This is a genomic window from Rhodanobacter denitrificans (assembly GCF_000230695.2).
In the GTDB taxonomy this organism is placed as follows: domain Bacteria; phylum Pseudomonadota; class Gammaproteobacteria; order Xanthomonadales; family Rhodanobacteraceae; genus Rhodanobacter; species Rhodanobacter denitrificans.
Map to the genome: position 1 here is coordinate 267,539 of NC_020541.1, position 17,960 is coordinate 285,498.

Annotated in this window: 13 protein-coding genes; 9 read left to right on the forward strand and 4 right to left on the reverse strand. The window is 63.9% G+C overall.

The window, feature by feature from the left end; all coding sequences use genetic code 11:
* Positions 1 to 68 precede the first annotated feature (68 nt).
* Positions 69 to 683: a hypothetical protein gene (locus R2APBS1_RS01100; protein ID WP_015446525.1), complete on the reverse strand. Its 615-nt coding sequence runs from the start codon at positions 681 to 683 to the stop codon at positions 69 to 71.
* Between the two features lie 184 nt (positions 684 to 867).
* On the opposite strand from R2APBS1_RS01100, the gene R2APBS1_RS01105 reads away from it, so the two are divergent.
* The 3 genes from R2APBS1_RS01105 to R2APBS1_RS01115 all read left to right on the forward strand — a co-directional run bounded on the left by R2APBS1_RS01105 (position 868) and on the right by R2APBS1_RS01115 (position 4,809).
* Positions 868 to 3,054 (forward strand): TonB-dependent receptor, encoded by a 2,187-nt coding sequence (locus tag R2APBS1_RS01105; protein ID WP_015446526.1) that lies wholly within the window; start codon positions 868 to 870, stop codon positions 3,052 to 3,054.
* A 142-nt stretch (positions 3,055 to 3,196) separates the two neighbouring features.
* Complete coding sequence (locus R2APBS1_RS01110; protein ID WP_015446527.1) at positions 3,197 to 4,390, forward strand: class I SAM-dependent methyltransferase; 1,194 nt, start codon at positions 3,197 to 3,199, stop codon at positions 4,388 to 4,390.
* An 8-nt stretch (positions 4,391 to 4,398) separates the two neighbouring features.
* Positions 4,399 to 4,809: a VanZ family protein gene (locus tag R2APBS1_RS01115; protein ID WP_007508886.1), complete on the forward strand. Its 411-nt coding sequence runs from the start codon at positions 4,399 to 4,401 to the stop codon at positions 4,807 to 4,809.
* On the opposite strand, the gene R2APBS1_RS01120 is transcribed toward R2APBS1_RS01115, so the two are convergent.
* Positions 4,786 to 6,996 carry an LTA synthase family protein gene (locus R2APBS1_RS01120; protein WP_015446528.1) on the reverse strand — a complete coding sequence of 737 codons (2,211 nt, stop codon included), beginning with the start codon at positions 6,994 to 6,996 and terminating at the stop codon, positions 4,786 to 4,788. The genes R2APBS1_RS01115 and R2APBS1_RS01120 overlap by 24 nt on opposite strands.
* A gap of 59 nt (positions 6,997 to 7,055) precedes the next feature.
* Positions 7,056 to 8,303, reverse strand: coding sequence for a multifunctional CCA addition/repair protein (locus tag R2APBS1_RS01125; RefSeq protein WP_007508890.1), 1,248 nt, complete (start codon positions 8,301 to 8,303; stop codon positions 7,056 to 7,058).
* A 334-nt stretch (positions 8,304 to 8,637) separates the two neighbouring features.
* Between R2APBS1_RS01125 and R2APBS1_RS01130 the strand changes: the two genes are divergently transcribed.
* The 3 genes from R2APBS1_RS01130 to R2APBS1_RS01140 all read left to right on the forward strand — a co-directional run bounded on the left by R2APBS1_RS01130 (position 8,638) and on the right by R2APBS1_RS01140 (position 14,142).
* The gene (locus tag R2APBS1_RS01130) at positions 8,638 to 12,765 is read left to right on the forward strand and encodes an RHS repeat-associated core domain-containing protein (RefSeq protein WP_236126985.1); all 4,128 of its coding nucleotides are present in this window, start codon (positions 8,638 to 8,640) and stop codon (positions 12,763 to 12,765) included.
* Between the two features lie 97 nt (positions 12,766 to 12,862).
* Positions 12,863 to 13,738 carry a CPBP family intramembrane glutamic endopeptidase gene (locus R2APBS1_RS19470; protein ID WP_157769689.1) on the forward strand — a complete coding sequence of 292 codons (876 nt, stop codon included), beginning with the start codon at positions 12,863 to 12,865 and terminating at the stop codon, positions 13,736 to 13,738.
* 83 nt (positions 13,739 to 13,821) lie between these two features.
* A complete protein-coding gene (locus R2APBS1_RS01140; protein ID WP_007508893.1) occupies positions 13,822 to 14,142 on the forward strand; it encodes a hypothetical protein in 321 nt (106 codons plus the stop codon).
* 46 nt (positions 14,143 to 14,188) lie between these two features.
* On the opposite strand, the gene R2APBS1_RS19970 is transcribed toward R2APBS1_RS01140, so the two are convergent.
* A complete protein-coding gene (locus R2APBS1_RS19970) occupies positions 14,189 to 14,434 on the reverse strand; it encodes a hypothetical protein (RefSeq protein ID WP_155950937.1) in 246 nt (81 codons plus the stop codon).
* A gap of 311 nt (positions 14,435 to 14,745) precedes the next feature.
* Between R2APBS1_RS19970 and tnpB the strand changes: the two genes are divergently transcribed.
* The 3 genes from tnpB to R2APBS1_RS01160 are packed head-to-tail and all read left to right on the forward strand — an operon-like array spanning position 14,746 to position 17,867.
* Positions 14,746 to 15,114 (forward strand): IS66 family insertion sequence element accessory protein TnpB, encoded by a 369-nt coding sequence (gene tnpB, locus R2APBS1_RS01150; protein ID WP_015446531.1) that lies wholly within the window; start codon positions 14,746 to 14,748, stop codon positions 15,112 to 15,114.
* Positions 15,115 to 15,133: 19 nt separating this feature from the next.
* On the forward strand, positions 15,134 to 16,669 hold the full coding sequence (tnpC, locus tag R2APBS1_RS01155) for an IS66 family transposase (protein WP_015446532.1): 1,536 nt from the start codon (positions 15,134 to 15,136) through the stop codon (positions 16,667 to 16,669).
* 40 nt (positions 16,670 to 16,709) lie between these two features.
* Positions 16,710 to 17,867: an IS4 family transposase gene (locus tag R2APBS1_RS01160; protein WP_015446533.1), complete on the forward strand. Its 1,158-nt coding sequence runs from the start codon at positions 16,710 to 16,712 to the stop codon at positions 17,865 to 17,867.
* The last annotated feature ends 93 nt before the right edge of the window (positions 17,868 to 17,960 follow it).

Consider the following 17,960-nt stretch of genomic DNA (forward strand, 5'->3'; position numbering starts at 1 on the left):
GGCGGCTCCGGCGATTGCACAAGTCCCAGCTTGCCGCAAAGCCGGCAGCGCGTCATCCGCGACGGTGCTCAGCTGTCATCCTCGAGGGCGATCTCGCCTTCGAACAACGCGATCGCGGTGGCGGCGACCTGCCCGGTGTCGTAGTACGCATACGCACCGACGCCGAGCGCGCCGACCACCGGCAACCAGCGCGAGACGCCCTTGCCGAGCGTGCGCCGCGTCAGCTTGATGCCGATCTGCTTCGCCACGCGCTCGACCACCGCGTAGGACATGCGCCGGAACACCAGCCGGTCGCCCATGCGCACCACCAGGTCGCGGAACGCCTGCGCTGCGGTGTGGCGGAACAGGCACCACAGCATCTGCTCGCGGCCCAGCGTGGCGTGGTGGCCATAGGCGGCGGCAATGTCGCTGACCATCTGCGCCTGGAGCTTCCAGATCGCGATCAGCTCCGGCAGCAGGGTCAGCCAGCCCAGCGGCCCCGGCGGCAAGGCCAGCGAGCCGGCGGCGAGTGCGGCGCGCCGGGCCGCGTGGTTGGCCAGGCGGCGTGCCTCGCCGGCGGGATCCTGGCTGTTGCCGACCCTGCTGTCGGGCACCTGGCTCACGAAATCCAGGATCGCCTCGGCGATCCGGCCGTGCTCAGCCGGCGCAATGACGGCGGGTACCTGCTGGCTGCGCTGGGGCATGCGTGGTTCCGGGGGAGTCGCTGTTGGCGGCATGTGCCCTTGCCAGTCTAGGGGTGTCGCATGAAGCAGGGATCAACCGATTCGCCGGCAGGCGTGACTTGTGGCGCAGGCGGGGCGGGAAATTATTCAGTAATGTTATAACATTACCGAATAAACCAATCGTCTACCTCTGCCGGAACTGCCGATGAAGCCTTCCCTGCTCGCCGCGAGCCTCGCCATCGCCCTGGGCACGAGCGCCGTCCATGCCACCGACGTGCCGCCGCCAACCAGTGCCGCCACCCCCGTCGCCGCCGCGAACGCAGACGACCCGACCGACGGCGGCAACCGCAACAGGCAGCCGGTCAAGGTGCAGGACCTGGGCGCGGTCTCGGTCTCGGCCGCGCTGGACCAGGCGCGCAATGGGCTGTCGCCGGATACCGGCTCCAGCCAGTACGTGATCGACCAAAAGGCGATCGCGCAGTTGCCGCTGGGCGCCTCCACGCCGGTGAACCAGGTGCTGCTGCAGGCGCCGGGCGTGGTGCAGGATTCCTACGGCGGCGTGCACGTGCGCGGCGACCACGCCAACCTGCAGTACCGCATCAACGGCGTGATCATCCCCGAGTCGATCGGCGGCTTCGGCCAGAGCCTCGACGCGCGCACCATCCGCACCGTCAAGCTGCTCGACGGCGCGCTGCCGGCGCAGTACGGCCTGCGCACTGCGGCCGTGGTCGACATCACCACCAGGAGCGGCAGCGAGCTGGGCAACGGCGGCAGCGTGGGCATCACCGGCGGCAGCAACGGCACGCTCAACCCGAACGCATCGGTGTGGGGCAGCAACGAGCGCTGGAGCTGGTTCCTCACCGGCAACTACCTGGAGAACGACGCCGGCATCGAGAACCCCACGCCGGGCAAAAAGCCGATCCACGACCATACCAACCAGGCCAAGGGCTTCGGCGACATCAGCTACCTGATCGACAACGACACCCGTCTGAGCTTCCTGTTCGGGGTGGCCAACAACCGCTTCCAGATCCCCAACCAGCCGGGGCTGCAGCCGCAGTTCGGCTACCTCGGCCAGGTGGGCTTCGACTCCGCCGATCTCGATGGGCGCCAGCGCGAGAACACCCGCTTCGGCGTGCTGGCGCTGCAGGGCAAGCTGGGCGCGACCGACTACCAGGTGTCGGTGGGCCAGCGCTACAGCAGTCTCGCCTACAGCCCGGACCGGATCGGCGAGCTGATGTTCAACGGCGTCGCCTCCGCCGTCAGCCGCAGCAACCGCGCCAGCACCCTGCAGGCCGATTTCGCCACGCCGCTGGGCGACCGCCATACCCTGCGCTACGGCATCTACGGCAGCTTCGAGCGCGCCATCAGCGGCAACAATGCCTGGGTGTTCCCCGCCGACGCCGGCGGCAACCAGACCAGCACCACGCCGATCAACATTCTCGACGGCAGCCGCCTCGTGGCGAAGACCTGGTCGGCCTACGTGCAGGACGAATGGAGCATCGGCGACGACTGGACGCTGAACTACGGCCTGCGCGGCGACCGTTACCAGCTGGTGCGCAGCGAGAGCCAGCTGAGCCCGCGCCTGGGCCTGGTCTGGCAGGCCACCGGCAGCACCACCGTGCACGCCGGCTACTCGCGCTACTTCACTCCGCCGGCCACCGAGATGATCGCCAGCTCGAACATCGCCAAGTTCGACGGCACCACCAATGCCGTGTCGGACATGGGCAACAACACGCCGCTGGCCGAGCGCTCGGATTATTTCGACGCCGGCATCTCGCAGAACATCGGTTCGGCCTGGACCGTCGGCGTGGACGCCTATTACCGCAAGGTGCGGCGCCTGCAGGACGAAGGCCAGTTCGGCTCCGCGCTGGTCTACTCCACCTTCAACTACGAAGCGGGCCGGGTGAAGGGCGTGGAGTTCACCGCCAACTACGAGCAGGGGCCGCTGTCCGCCTGGTTCAACGCATCGCTCGGCAAGGCCATCGGCAAGCGCATCGTCACCAGCCAGTACAACTTCGCGCCGGACGACCTGGCCTGGGTCAACAACCACTGGATCTTCCTCGACCACGATCAGAAGCTCACTTCGTCCGGCGGAATCCATTACGCGTTGAACGACAGCACCGGGGTCGGCGCCGACTATCTGTTCGGCAGCGGTCTGCGCAAGGACGGCGACGTGCCGAACGGCGCCTCGCTGCCGGCGTACTTCCAGTTGAACCTCAACCTGTCGCACGACTTCGCCTTCGACCGCTTCGGCAAGCTGCACACCCAGCTGGCCGTGCTCAACGTGCTGGACCGCACCTACGAGCTGCGCGACGGCAGCGGCATCGGCGTCGGCGCGCCGCAGTTCGGCCCGCGCCGCGGCGTGTACCTGAGCCTGCAGAAGGATTTCTGAAGGACGGGAATGGGGAATGGAACCGGCAAGAGCGGCGAGTTGCGTCCATGCATCCCGGGCGTTAGATCCCGCTCCTGCAGGTGGAGACGAGGGCTGCGGTCCATCCGTTATGCTTGCCGCGTTTTCATGACCGGCAACCGCCATGCCCTCCCGCCTGCCCGAACCGAGCGCCGACGAACGCGCCCATGCCGACCGTCTGCTGCAGCTGCTGCGCGAACAGATCGCCTCGCACGGGCCGATGCCGTTCTCGCAGTACATGGAGCGCTGCCTGTACGCGCCGGGGCTGGGCTACTACAGCGCCGGGCGCACCAAGTTCGGCGCTGCCGGCGACTTCGTCACCGCGCCGGAGCTGGGTGACCTGTTCGCCGGCTGCGTGGTGAATGCGGTGCAGCCGGTGCTGGCGATGCTCGGCGACGAGGCGGATTTCCTCGAACTGGGCGGCGGCAGCGGCGCGTTCGCCGAGGCGGCGCTGAAGGCGCTGGCGGCCGGCGGCACGCTGCCGCGGCAATACCTGATCCTGGAGCCCAGCGCCGACTTGCGCGAACGCCAGCGCGAGCGGCTTGCCGCGAACCTGCCGGCCGATCTGCATGCCCGCGTGCAATGGCTGGATCGCCCGCCCGAGCAGGACTGGCGTGGCGTGCTGTTCGCCAACGAAGTGATCGACGCGCTGCCGGCCACCCGCTTCGCGATACGCCAGGGCGAGGTCTACGAGGAATACGTGGCGCTCGACGGCGAAGGCCGGCTGATCCGCGTCGACCGCCCGGCCGACGCGCTGGTGACCGGTGCGGTGCGCCACGTCGAGCGCGACCTCGGCATCGAGTTCGCCAATGGCTACCGCTCGGAGATCCTGCCGCAGCTGCCGTACTGGATCCAGGCGGTGGCTGGTGCGCTCACCGCCGGGCTGATGCTGTTCATCGACTACGGCTACGTGCGCCGCGAGTACTACCTGCCCGAGCGTGACGACGGTACGCTGATGGCGCATTACCGCCACCATGCGCACGCCGATCCGCTGTACCTGCCGGGGCTGAACGACCTCACCGCCTCGGTCGATTTCACCGCGCTGGCCGAGGCCGGCAACAGCGCCGGCTTCGGCGTCGTGGGCTACCTGCCGCAGGCGCAGCTCCTGATCGGTGCCGGCTTGCAGGACGTGTTCGAGCGCGAGCACGCGGCGATCGCCGACGAGCACGGCCGCTACCGGCTGGCGCAGCAGGCGAAGCGGCTGATGCTGCCCGAGCAGATGGGCGAGCGCTTCCAGGCCATGCTGCTGGCGCGTGGCCTCGATGCCCTGCCGCTGCCGGCCGAACTGCTCGCCGCCGACCAGGGTGGGCGGCTCTGACCGGCGCCATGGACGTCCAGACGTCCGCACGGCTGCGCTGGCATCGCGCCTGGGTCGCGCTGGGCGGCGCGATCATGCTGTGGACGCTGTGGATGGCGCTGACGCCGGATCCGGACATCACGCTGGCGTTTCCGTACGGCGACAAGCTGCTGCACGCCACCACCTTCACCTGCCTGATGGGCTGGTGGGGCAATGTCTACCGCGCGCGTCGCCCGCGCGGCTGGGCCACGCTGGGCTGCCTGGCGTTTGGCGTCTTCATCGAGTTCGCGCAGTGGCTGGACCCGCCGCGCGACGCCGATGCGCTGGACGTGCTCGCCGATGGCGCCGGCATCGTCATCGCGCTGCTGCTGCTGCGCACACCGCTCGCCAACGTGCTGGCGAGCGTGGAAGCGTGGTCAGTGCGCCGGCGCGGGGGCTGAGCCGGGCGCTGCCGGCGCCACCGTCGAGCCGGCGGACGCAGGCACCGAACCGGGCGCTGCCGGCAGCGGTTCCACCGGCGTCGCATCGGTTGGCCGGCGCAGCAGCTGGCCGCGCTTGAACAGCTCGCTGGCGACCTGGTAGTAGGCGATCGTCTGTGCGATCTGCTCCTCGTTCTGCGGCACCAGCGGCACGGCGTCGCCGCTGGCATAGTCCGGCTTCATCTGCTCCAGCTTGCGCCCGGGTTCCAGCACGGTGAGCACGTCCTCGTGCAGGTAGCCGAGCTTCTCGTAGGTGGCCGGAAACGCGCGTTCACGGCCGGGTTCCAGCTGGAACAGGTCGTAGCCGAAGAAGCGCGAGCGGTAGCTGAAGTTGAGCAGGCCGAGCAGGGTCGGCGCGATGTCGACCTGGCCCATCAGGCGGTCCACCCGCCGCGGCTGGATGTGCTTCGGCGCGTAGATCCACAGCGGCACGTGGTAGCGGTTCACCGGCACGCTGGTCTTGCCTGCGCTGGAGGCGCAGTGGTCGGCGGTGATCACGAACACGGTATCGTCGAAGTACGGCTTCGCGCGCGCGCGCCGAATGAAGTCGCCGATCGCCCAGTCGGTATAGGCCACCGCGCCCTGGCGGGTGCCGTTGGCCTGCTTCACGCGGCCTTCCGGGAAGGTGAACGGCCGGTGGTTGGAGGTGGTCATGATGTGCAGGAAGAACGGCTTGCCGGAGGCCGCGATCTGGTCCATCTGGCCCATCGCCAGCGTGTACAGGTCCTCGTCGGCGACGCCCCATACGTTCTCGCGGTGGATCGTGGCGGTCTTCGGGATGTCGCGCCGGTCGACCGCGCGATAGCCGTTGTGGCTGAAGAAATAGTTCATGTTGTCGAACTCGCCGTAGCCGCCGTAGACGAAGTCCGACTGGTAGCCGCGGTCGTTGAACACGCTGGCCAGCGAGAACAGGTTCTCGTTGCCGCGCTCCTTCAGCAGCGAATCGCCGGGCGTGGGCGGCACCGACAGCGCCAGTGCTTCCAGCCCGCGCACGGTGCGCGTGCCGTTCGCGTAGAGATTGTCGAAGAACAGGCTTTGCCCGGCCAGCGCATCCAGGTACGGCGTGATCTTTTCCTGGTTGCCGAACGTGCCCAGATAGTCGCCAGACAGGCTCTCCACGCTGATCAGCACCACGTTGAGGCGCTTCTCCGGGCCGGCGTGGCGGATCGCGCGGGTGAGGTCGCGCGGGTCGTCGCTGACGTAGCTCGCCTCGGGCGTCTTCAGCATCTCGCGCACGCGGCGGAACGCCTCGTCGTCCGGCAGCGTGCGGTAGAACTTCGCGTAGTCGAGGTGGCTGCTGCGGAACGCATTGAAGAACTGGTAGATGCCGTTGCCGGCCAGCTCGTTGACGTAGTTGTTGCCGGTGCGGTCCTTCATGCCGCCGTTCACCGCGGCGACCGAAACCACCGTCAACACCAGCCACAGCAGCGCCACCTTGCCGCGCTGCCAGAAGCGGCTGCCGTCGTCGCGCACGCGCAGGGCGCGCCGGCCGAGCGCGAACAACACCAGCGCCAGCGCCGCCAGCAGCGTCAGCCAGCGGCCGATCGGATAGGACTCGCGGATGTTGCCGATCACCTCGGTGGTGTAGACGAGGTAGTCCACCGCGATGAAGTTGAAGCGCACGCTGAACTCGTTCCAGAACACCAGCTCGGACGCCGCCACGAACAGCAGTCCGTACAGCAGCAGCAGGGCGAAGCCGTACAGCACCCACTGGCCGGCGCGCGAGGTGTAGGTGAACGCGGTCAACGGCAGCACGAACAGGAACGGCAGCAGCGCCGGCCAGGTGGTCTTGAGCGTGGCGTGGTACATCAGGTGCAGCACGCCCAGGCAGATCGCGCAGGCCAGCACCAGGCCGGCGGCGGACAACAGCCAGCGCCACAGTCCCGGCATGCGCCCGGAGCGCGTCGGCACGATCCACAGCAACAGCACCAGCGGCCACGCCACGTAGATGCAGGTGACCAGGTCGTAGCCCAGCCCCACGCCGAACGCGTACAGCAGGTTCAGCGCCGTGTGCGGCACCTCGCTGCCGGACATCACCAGCAGCACCACGCGGGTGGCGAACGAGATCGCCAGGTAGGTGATCGCCAGCCACCACAGCGGGCGGAAACGCTGACGCAAGGGAGAGGTCGGGGTGAACGCACTCGACACGGGCAACTCCAGCAGGAAGGGATCGACGGGTGCCCGCAGCGGGCGTCGTCATCCGGGCTTTATACCGCGGATCCGCTTGGCGAAGGCTGAGTTTTCAGACTGGCGATGGCGTGGATCCGCGCCGTTTGCATCGCCTGGCCGATCGCCGGGCCGGCCAGGCCGCGGGCGACGAAGTCGGCGGACTCGACCGCCGCGGCGGCAGCGCGTGCCGCGCGCAGGTAGTCCGCCTGCGGGTAGGCGTCGTGCTCGCGGCCCAGCCGGCCGCGCTGGTCCGCCTCGCAGGCGGCGAGGAAAAGCTCCAGTCGCGCCGGCCGGCGCAGGGCATCCAGCGCGCCCAGCAGCTTCAGCACGGTGGCCGGCTTCAGCTCGAACGCGCGGTGCACGTTCAGATGCTCGCGGCAGACCAGCGCGGCCAGCGTCGCGTGCTCGGTCGGCACCTTCAGCCGCGCGGCCAGCGCGAGCAGCGGCGCTACGCCGCGATGCTCGTGGCCGATGTGGCGCGGCAGCTCGGCGGCCGGGGTCAGCGCCTTGCCGAGATCGTGGGTCAGTGCGCAGAAGCCCACCACGTCGTTGCCCGGCGCCAGCCGCGCCGCCGCGTCCAGCACCAGCTCCACGTGCACGCCGGTGTCGATCTCCGGGTGGAACTCGGCGCGCTGCGGCACACCGTACAGCGCGTCGACCTCGGGAAACAGCACGGCCAACGCGCCGCACTCGCGCAGCACGCGCAGGAACGCGGACGGCTGCGGCTCGCCCAGCGCCTTGCGCGTTTCCGCCCACACGCGCTCCGGCACCAGGTGGTCGACCTCGCTGTCGGCCACCATCTGCCGCATCAGCGCCATCGTCTCGTCGGCCACCGCGAAGCCCAGCGGCGCGAAGCGCGCGGCGAAGCGCGCCACCCGCAGCACTCGCACCGGGTCCTCCACGAACGCTGGCGACACGTGGCGCAGCACGCGCGCCTCGATGTCGCGCACGCCGCCGAACGGGTCGGTCAATGCGCCGTGCTCGTCCTCGGCGATTGCATTGATGGTGAGGTCGCGCCGGGCCAGGTCCTGCTCCAGCGTGATCGTCGGGTCGGCCTGAAACACGAAGCCGTGGTAGCCGCGCCCGCTCTTGCGCTCGGTGCGCGCCAGCGCGTACTCCTCGCCGGTGTCGGGATGCAGGAACACCGGGAAATCCTTGCCCACCGGCTTGTAGCCAAGCACCAGCAGTTCCTCCGGCAACGCGCCGACCACCACGTGGTCACGGTCGACCACCGGGCGGTTCAACAGTTTGTCGCGGACCGCGCCGCCGACTAGATAGGTTTGCATGGGGGGATTCTGCCACGCGCCCGTGTTGTACGTAGGATCCGGCGGGCATTTGGAAAATCATTGTGCCTAACTTCATGGTGTTCGGTTATATGGACATAATGGGTTCGTTATTTTTTTAGGAATTAAAGCGTAACAACTTGCTTGTTGACATTGCTGTTATCGAAGCTCAAGTCTACAACTGGGACTTTGGTGTCATACCGGATAGGGGAAAGACATGAAGTTGAATCGGCAAAGGAACTGCCTGTCGGCAGCCGCACGGGCTTCGACTGCGATGCAAGACAACGGAGGAGACTTCAGAGCCAGTACGCTATGGCCACAGGTTCGAGTGAGTTCCTTGCCGCGTTTTTTCTTGTTCCTTGCTTTAGCTCTGGGGCTACTCGCCTCGCCTCATCAGGCCAAGGCAGTCATGGTAGCCCACCCGGTGATTTGCACTACTGGCACCCCTGGGTATCAGCAAAGCTACGTGTGCGATGTGACATGGATTGATGATGGCGATGGCGGCGGCGGTGGAAATGGTTCCGTTGGCGTTGGCGGCGGGGGCGGCGGTTCTCCGCATACCTCCGTCAACACGCAAAGTACCGTCAACCAGAACAACAGCAAGAACCCGAAATTGCCCTGCGATAAAACAACCACAACAAGCGTAGTCACTGCCTCCGACCCCATCGATACCAGTTCAGGTAGCAAAATAGAAAAAGTCACCGATTTCGCCGAGCCCGGCGAAATGGGTCTGACCTTCGAAAGGTATTACAACTCCCGTTTTTCCTGCGCTGGATCCAACGCTCCATGCACGACAAACGTGGGAACGTGGACCACCAATCTGGATTACGAACTGGATGTCATCTGTTACTACCAGAGTACGGGAGGTAATCCGGATCGTCCCATTCGTTGCGGGCCAGTGACCTTTACACGACCCGATGGATCCAGTCTGAATTTCGTATCCACGACGGCCTTCTTCGGGACGACGAACGGAGCCCCGAATCCCGGGCCCTTTTCTCCCGTGGGTACCGCCACGTTGACGAACAATGGCAACAGCACCTACACCTTGCGCGACGAGGACGCCCAGGTGCTGACCTTCGACAGCCAGGGCAATCTGCTTTCGATCAAAGACCCTTCGGGCATCGGCTGGACGCTGACCCATCCCGACGGCAACACCACTGTCGTTACGCACACCAATGGAACGTCATTCAAGGTCGCCTTGGTCGCTGGATCGGGTGGAACCTACGGGTCGGCCAAGCAGATCAATGTGACTGATCCCGCCGGTGGCGTGTATGTCTACCAGTCGACCGTCGGGGTATGGGATTCCTTCACGAACCCCGTCAGTCACCTCGGTGTCGTCAGCTCCGAAACGCTCCCTGGTTCGCCTAGCACCACCGTGGCGTACAAATATCTGCCGGACAACTCTGCCACCGGCTCGTATGCTCAATTGGCCGAGGTCGACTACAACGGCGTGGCCCACGACGTCACCACCTACGACGGCGCCGGCCGCGCCAACTTATCCAGCATGGCCGATGGCACCCAGAAAACCACGATCGTTTACGGCGGCAACGGCATAGGCCCGACGGCGACGGTGACCAATCCTCTGGGGCATATCGCGGTGTATCAGTACAACGGCAGCCAGTTGTTGCTGTCGGTGACGGGGACGGGCAATGCTGCCTTGCATTGCGACGCTTCGTTTGCCCAGAACACCTACGACGCCAACGGCAACCTGGCGACCTCCGCCGACAACAACGGCAATACCACCCAGTACGTCTACGCGGCCACTGGCTTGCTGCAGAAGAAGACCGAGGCAGCAGGAACGGCATCACAGCGCATAACGGATTTTACGTGGGATACCACGGCAGGCATGGACCGGCCGCTGTCGATCAAGATTGAGGGGCTATCCGAAACCGACTTCGCCTACGACAGCAACAACAGGCTGGCCGCGCAGACGCTGAAGAACCTAACGACGGTCGGAACGCAGCCGGCGCTGACGACCACCTATGCCTATACGTATTACGCCAACGGCATGCTCAAAACTCGTTCTGTGACTCACCCCTCGTTGAACGGAAGCAACACGGACGTTTACACGTACGACACTCTCGGCAATCTAGCCACGGTCGCCGACGGGCTGGGGCATACCACGACGTATAGCAGTTACAGTCTGCTGGGCCGTCCCGGCCAGATCAGCGGCCCTAACGGTGATGTGACCAATTACACCTACGATGCGCGTGGCCGGGTGGCCAGCATTGTCCGGCATCCCAACGGCGTGGCGGCGACGTGGACCTACACCTATGACGGATTCGGGCTGCCCGCTGGCGTAACGGCTCCCGACAATTCGGTGTCCGGCATCACCCGCAATGCCTATATGCAGGTCACCAGCGTCACGCACAACGACAAGGATGGCACATCCACCGAAAGCTTTTCTTACGATGCCAACGGCGATGTCGTCACGCGTATTGTTGCGAGAGGTGGCGACATCGGTGTCGAGGCGACGGCGAGCTACGACGGGCTGGGTCGCATGTACCAGAAGCATGGCATGCACGGGCAAACCCTCACGTATGCCTACGACAAGAACGACAATGTAGTGTCGGTGACCGATGCGCTCGGTCATGCCATCACGTATCAATACGATGCGCTGAATCGTGTGACCCAGTCGACCGACCCGAACGCCGGCGTCACGAAGTACACGTACGACCTCGCCGGCCATGTCATCACGGTCACCGATCCCCGGGGCTTGGTCACCACGTACGCTTACGACGGTCTCGGGCAACTCTGGAGCCAGTCCAGTCCGGACACCGGCACCACGACCTTCGCCTACGACGCCTACGGACGTCGCTATAGCATGACGCGGGCCGATGGCGTGCAGACGATCTATGGCTATGACACGCTCAATCGTCCCACCAGCGTCAGTGCCGGTGGCTTGACGCAGAGCACCGCCTATGACAGCTGCACGCACGGTATCGGCCGGCCATGCAGTGTGAGCGATGCCAACAGCACCACGTCGTACACCTACACGCCGGAAGGCTGGATCACGGGTCGCGGCTTCTCGATCGGCGGCACCAGTTATGCGTTGGGCTACGGCTACGACAGCGTGGGCCATGTGGCGAGCGTGGTGTACCCCGACGGCAACAGCGCCGCGTACAGCTACATCAACGGGGCGGTGTCGGGCGTCACCGTCACGGTGGGTGGCACCTCGGCCAGCGCGGTCAGTGCGGTGACCTACCGGCCCGGTGGTACGGCGATGGCGTCGTGGACCTCCAGCAATGGGCTGACCAACACACTGGTCTACGACAGCGATGGCCGGCTGGGTAGCATCAACGTGCCTGGCGTGCAGAATCTGGCTTTCACTTACGATGCCGCGGACCGGATCACACAGATCACCAACGGACTCGATGGTTCGATGACCGAGACTATTGGCTACGATGCGATGAGCCATCTCACCACGGAAACCTCCGGCGCTGACAACGAGAGTTACACCTACGATGCCGCCGGTAACCGCACCCACCAGGTGGTCAACGGCAACACGACCACTTATTCCATGGCAGCCACGAGCAACCGTCTGGCCACCCTGTCGGGCACTTGGAATACCACATGGGGCTACGATGCCGAGGGCGCCATCACGACGGCCAACGGTACCACGGTGTACCAGTACGACCCGTTCCACCGTCTGGTCAACGCGAACGGGACGAGCTATGTGATCGGTCCGGAAGGCCAGCGGTTGCGCAAGATGAGTGCGTCGGGGGTCACCACGTATTTTGCGCCCGATCGAAGCGGGACGTTGCTGGCTGAGAACCAGAGCGGGACGTGGATGGATTACGTGTGGTTGAACGGGCGGCTGGTGACGGCGATTGTCAATGGCGGGAAGTATCCGGTGCATGCCGATCAGACGGGACGGCCGATGGCGGTGACCAACTCGAACAGTCAAGCCATCGTGTGGCAGGCGCAGGGCCTTCCCTTCACAAATCAGGTCACGACCAATGTGTGGCGCACCTTCAATCTCGGGTTTCCCGGCCAGTACCATGACCTCGAGAGCGGGATGTGGCAGAACGGTGCGCGGGACTACAATCCTTACATCGGGCGCTACGTCGAGAGCGATCCGATCGGGTTGGGAGGGGGAATCAACACCTATGCCTATGTCGGCAATAATCCGCTCAGCAACATCGATCCTTTTGGCTTGCAGGATACTAGCAAGGAACAGAAGGAGAACGCTGTTCAAGGCGCCACGAATCTCGCAGGAGCAGCCGTCCTTCCTGACAGTGCAGGAGCGGTTTCGGATATCGGAGGCGCACTCGGGCAAGGCGCGGTGGCGATCAGTTCGGGAATACAAACGTTGGCGCAGCAGGACTACAACGCCTTTACGGCACCCGAAGGCGGCACACACATTTATCCAAAATTGTTTGGGGACATGAATTGGTCGCAGTACCCCACTTTTGCCGAAGCATGGAAGGCCTATTTGATGAAGCGGCTTGGAAAATGCCCATGAGCCTGCCGCCTGAAGCCCTTGTAGATTCGACTGATGGCGCCTTTCGGTTGGTGCTGTGTCTGTGGTTCTCTGCATTGCAGGCCAGTGTATGACTGGCATGTCATCGTGGACGCTTCTGGCACAAATACTGCGGCCGTGGCCATACCGTCTGTTGTTCTTTGGGCTCGCTATTGTCGCTCTGTCTGTCTTCACCTATAGATTCAATGACAAGTATAGTGTCCCCCTCATCGCTGCGAAACGCTTCGGAGCTGCCTTATTGGGCGGTCAATTTCTAGCAGCGGCCGCAACGATCTTATTTTTCGGTTGGAACATCGGGTGGCGGATTCACCCTGATCCCGTAATTGTCGAAGACTGGGTTGGAGCGTTTTGGCACTTTTATGTAGACGATTTCTTTTCTAAAGTCGGCCTCGGCTTGGCGGTGCTCGGTCTTGTATTGGCGGGTGGTGTGACGTGGAAATCCATCGGGATTAGACGTCCCAGTCTTTCGATCCCATCGGTATTAGTTATCGTTGCTGTGGCCTATCTTGTTTTGCATTTTTTGGTAGCGCCAGTCAGCTTGAACCTTTGGGAATGGTGCCTCAGATTTTTTGGCGCCGATTTAAGTCAAGGCAATGATGGTATTGATCCACTGCAGTGGGAAGTGTGGAGCTTAAGACAAGTCGCCAGTCAGATCGGCATTCTTGGGCCTGCACTAATCGTGCTTTGTATAGGGATTTTGGCGCCAGTTATCGAGGAGATGTTCTTTCGAGGCATGCTGTTTACGGCCTTGTTAGAGAGGTTACCGACTTGGGGTGCGTTGATCGGCCAAGCACTACTATTTGCAGTGATACACCTCGATTTGGTGCGATTGCCCTATCTGATTGTGCTTGGTCTGGTACTTGGTTACTTGGTAAAGCGAACATCTTCTCTGCTGCCCGCAGTGCTTTTGCATATCATTATCAATGTCCTTTCATTGATCGCCGTGATGACTTAGGAATTCGGAACCCTATGAGTATGAGCACGCATCTCTCCTAAGTAAGATCTATACCATGGTTTACGAGAGGATTTGGAAATCACATGGTTCATCGCGTGATTGGTGGTGTCGTTGTGTTGATATGGCTGTGGATGGGTTGCCATATGCATCACTGGGTTCCTAGCCTGGGGGTCGCTGCGTCCTCCGATATCAGCTTGTATGCGGGTCGAGGCGGTGGAGTCTTTTATGTCCTGCTTATGCCGCTGCTCGCGGCAACCTTGCTGATCTTTCCCGATTTCTTTGTAGACCATTTCAGCCCTTCCTCAGAGATGACCAACGAGCCGCTACTCGAAGCGAGCTTCTGGCGGCTCTGTGGCTATTTCACCCTGTTGGTGAGTTGGGGCTTGTTACAGCTGTTTCGTTAAATGGAGGAGCCGAAGTTGGCTCACCACCATACGGAGCTTACGGGGGTTACGCCGAACACCGCATGCCCTCCGTGCAGGCCCAACGTAATGCCTCCGCATCTACTCCTGCGTGATGATGTCGCGACGCAGCATTCGGATGCTCATCGAAGTAGCGCTCAATCAGCGGAGCGATGTCGTCACGCAGTACCAAGGTTTGATTGACAACATGAGGCGCCCCGAGATTCATCTGCAAACTGAAACCTTCCAGCGCGCAGCGAAAAAGCTTGCCATCATTGACGTGGTCGTAGAGCACAAACGAACGAGGGCCTCGGGGTCGTGCCTTGTGAAACCTCGGATAAGGGGCCGGAAGCTGAGGTTTCCCCACGAATCTTCTCGTTCAATCAACACGTTGCATGCTGGTTGAAGGAACAGTGCGCGCATGATGCGGTCAATCCTCACGGGTTACGAAGCCAGAGGAGACCACACCATGCACGCCACCAAAGTATTGCAAAAGTGCCTGGGCGATGCACTGCAGCCGATGCATGGTAAGCGTCCGCCCACCTCATATTCCCCAAGTACTTCGTAGCCGCTGCACTACGCGCCTGTTCAACCAGGAACGTAGCGATGAGCATGAAGCGGAGTGGAGTGGGCGGCACAGGTCGACCGTGCGCATGGTGGCTGGTGAGTGCGCCGGTAGATTTTCGCTGTGGTGCGGATCGGCTGCTGGTGCACGTGCGCGAAGTGCTGGGGCGGGAACCGTTGGACGGTTCAGCGTATGTGTTCCGCAACCGCCGCGCCACACGCATCAAGGTGCTGATGGTGGACGCGCAGGGCGTGTGGCTCTCGGTGCGTCGATTGCATCAGGGGCGATTCGTCTGGCCGTCGGCGGGTGAGACGCTGTGGTCGCTCGGTCACGCGCAGTTCGCATGGTTGTGTGCGGGAGTGGACTGGCAGCGTTTGAGCGCGCCGATGCCGCTTGAAAAATGCGTGTAACCCGTTACGCTGCGCGACCATGGATCACGCAGCGATCAACGACATCACGGACGTCCAAACGCTGCGTGCGATGCTGGCCGATTGCGGTGCGGTGATTGCCGCCCACGAGCAAACCATCGCCCAGCGCGACCACACGATCGCGTTCAAAGACGCGAAGATCGACAAGCTCACCCACGAGATCGCGCGCCTGCGCCGCGTGCAGTTCGCAGCCAAGTCCGAACGCATGGATCCGGCCCAGCGCGAGCTGTTTGACGAGGCGATGGCCGCGGATATCGCGGCGCTGGAGACGGAACTGGCCGCCTTGCGCGAGCCCGCCCAACCGGCGGCTCGCCCACCCCGCCAGCCGGTTCGCCGCACGCTGCCGCCGGAGCTGCCGCGTATCGAGACGATCCACGAACCGGCCTCCTGCGACTGCGGCACCTGCGGTGCCGCCTTGGTGAAGATCGGCGAACACGTCAGTGAAAAGCTGGACATCGAGCCGATGACCTTCTTCGTGCGCCGCGACGTGCATCCGCAATACGCCTGCCGCACGTGCGAGACCATCGTCGCCGAGCCAGTCGCACCCAGCATCCTCGACCGCGGCCTCGCCGCCCCGGGCCTGCTGGCCCAGGTCGCGATCCAGAAATACACCGACCACCTGCCGCTGTACCGGCAGGAAGCGATCTTCGCGCGCGCCGGCATCACGCTATCGCGCACGACACTGGCCGAATGGATCGGCGCGGTCGGCGTGGCGCTGCAACCGCTGGTGGATGCGCTGCGCACCAAGCTGCTTGCCTCGCACGTCCTGCACGCTGACGAAACCCCGGTCGCCCAGCTCGACCCCGGTGCCGGCAAAACCAAACGCGCTTATTTGTTTGCGTATCGCAACACCGGCGAGCAGCCCATCGTCCTCTTCGACTACTGCCCCAGTCGCGCCGGCAAGCATGCCGCCGCGTTCCTCGGGAACTGGCGCGGAGCGCTGATGGTGGACGACTACGCCGGCTACAAGGCGCTGTTTACCTCCGGGATCACCGAACTGGCCTGCTGGGCGCATGCGCGACGCACCTTCGTCGACGCTCACAAGGCCAGCGGCAGCCCGATCGCCGAAGACGCCGTGCGGCGTATCGGCGAGCTCTACGCCATCGAAGCCAAACTGCGCGACCTCGACGACGAAGTGCGCACGCGCGAACGACGAAGACACCTCGCGCCCAAACTCGACGCACTCAAGCACTGGCTGGACGACCTTCAACCCAAGGCGCTGGGCAACAGCGGCCTAAGCCGGGCCGTCGATTACACGCTCCGACGCTGGAGCGCACTCGTGCGCGTCCTCGACGACGGCGCCTGGCCGATCGACAACAACCCCATCGAAAATGCCATCCGGCCGATCGCCATCGGTCGCAAGAACTGGCTGTTCGCCGGTTCCCAAAGCGCCGGCCAACGTGCCGCCGCCCTCATGAGCCTGATCGCCACCGCCAAAGCCAACGGCCTCGAACCCCACGCCTGGCTCACCGACGTCCTCACCCGCCTGCCCACCACCAAAGACCGCGACATCATCACGCTGTTGCCGCTGGCATAGCCCGCGGCATCCTTCAAGGTGGGGTGGGTGGACGCTTACGATGCATGCACTGCGCCGTCGCGTGCTGTTGCGTGCCGTGGAAGCATTGATCCATGGCCGTCGTCTAACCCTGATTGATGTCGCCCGCGGGTGGCCCGGTGCGGAGCGCATCCGCGCGCCGCTGAAGGCACTGGATCGACTGCTGGGTAATCGACATCTGCACGCTGAGCGTGAACACGTGCACGGAGCCATGGCGCGCTGGTTATTGCGCGGCCCGCATCCGGTCATCGTGCTGGACTGGTGTGACCTGAAAGCGGATCGGTGCTGGCATCTGTTGCGCGCGGCGGTTCCCGTCGGCGGGCGGACCCTGACGATACTGGACATGGTATTTCCCGATGGACAACAAGGTTCGCCAGCGGCAGAGAAACGATTTCTGCAGCGATTGGCGGCGCTGATTCCCCAGGATGTGCGGCCGATTCTGGTGACCGATGCTGGCTTTCGCGCGCCATGGTTTCGCGCTGTCGAAGCAATGGGCTGGCACTGGCTGGGACGGCTGCGCCACCGCACGCTGGTGAAGCCCACTGATGCAGTGGATACGCCGGATGCATGGGTGCCGTGCCGAGCGCTCTACGAGCTGGCCGTCGCCGCACCGCGCGACTTGGGGCTGATGGATACGGTGCGTGCCAAGCCCTGGTGCTGTCGCGTGGTGGTGCATGCCAGACCACCGAAGGGACGCAGACAACGCAACCGTCAGGGCATGCCGTCACGCACCAAGAAGAGCCAAGAGAACGCGGCCCGCGAACGCGAGCCATGGCTTCTCATCGCTTCGCCTGCACGGAGGCACCTGAGCGCCCGACAAATGGTGGCGCTGTATGCCCGGCGCACGCAGATTGAACTGTCCTTCCACGACTTGAAATCACACCGCTACGGCCACGCCTTTGAGGACAGTTTGACTCGCAAGGGCAAGCGCATCGAAGTGTTGCTGCTGCTCCATACGATGGCGGCGTTCGCCAGTTGGCTGGTCGGCATGGCGTGCGAAACGGCAGGTATCGACCAATGGTTGGCACCCTTTCGATCGAAGCGACGGCTGTACTCGATCATGCGACTTGGCCGTGAGGCGCTGGTGCGACGATGGTCAAACGTCAGGCTCGACGAACTCATGGAACAGATACGAAAGCCATCTCCGGCGCTGCTCGATCAGATGGCTGTGACAGCATGAAAACGTGGGGAAACCTCAGGGACGGAGGGAATTAAGCGATCACTTATTCCATGGCAGCCACGAGCAACCGTCTGGCCACCCCGTCGGGCACTT

Bases quoted from the DNA above. Each gene is read 5' to 3' on its own strand.
- R2APBS1_RS01100 (WP_015446525.1), bottom strand. From the start codon at position 683: ATGCCCCAGCGCAGCCAGCAGGTACCCGCCGTCATTGCGCCGGCTGAG.
- R2APBS1_RS01105 (WP_015446526.1), top strand. From the start codon at position 868: ATGAAGCCTTCCCTGCTCGCCGCGAGCCTCGCCATCGCCCTGGGCACG.
- R2APBS1_RS01110 (WP_015446527.1), top strand. From the start codon at position 3,197: ATGCCCTCCCGCCTGCCCGAACCGAGCGCCGACGAACGCGCCCATGCC.
- R2APBS1_RS01115 (WP_007508886.1), top strand. From the start codon at position 4,399: ATGGACGTCCAGACGTCCGCACGGCTGCGCTGGCATCGCGCCTGGGTC.
- R2APBS1_RS01125 (WP_007508890.1), bottom strand. From the start codon at position 8,303: ATGCAAACCTATCTAGTCGGCGGCGCGGTCCGCGACAAACTGTTGAAC.
- R2APBS1_RS19470 (WP_157769689.1), top strand. From the start codon at position 12,863: ATGTCATCGTGGACGCTTCTGGCACAAATACTGCGGCCGTGGCCATAC.
- R2APBS1_RS01140 (WP_007508893.1), top strand. From the start codon at position 13,822: ATGGTTCATCGCGTGATTGGTGGTGTCGTTGTGTTGATATGGCTGTGG.
- tnpB (WP_015446531.1), top strand. From the start codon at position 14,746: ATGAGCATGAAGCGGAGTGGAGTGGGCGGCACAGGTCGACCGTGCGCA.
- tnpC (WP_015446532.1), top strand. From the start codon at position 15,134: ATGGATCACGCAGCGATCAACGACATCACGGACGTCCAAACGCTGCGT.
- R2APBS1_RS01160 (WP_015446533.1), top strand. From the start codon at position 16,710: ATGCATGCACTGCGCCGTCGCGTGCTGTTGCGTGCCGTGGAAGCATTG.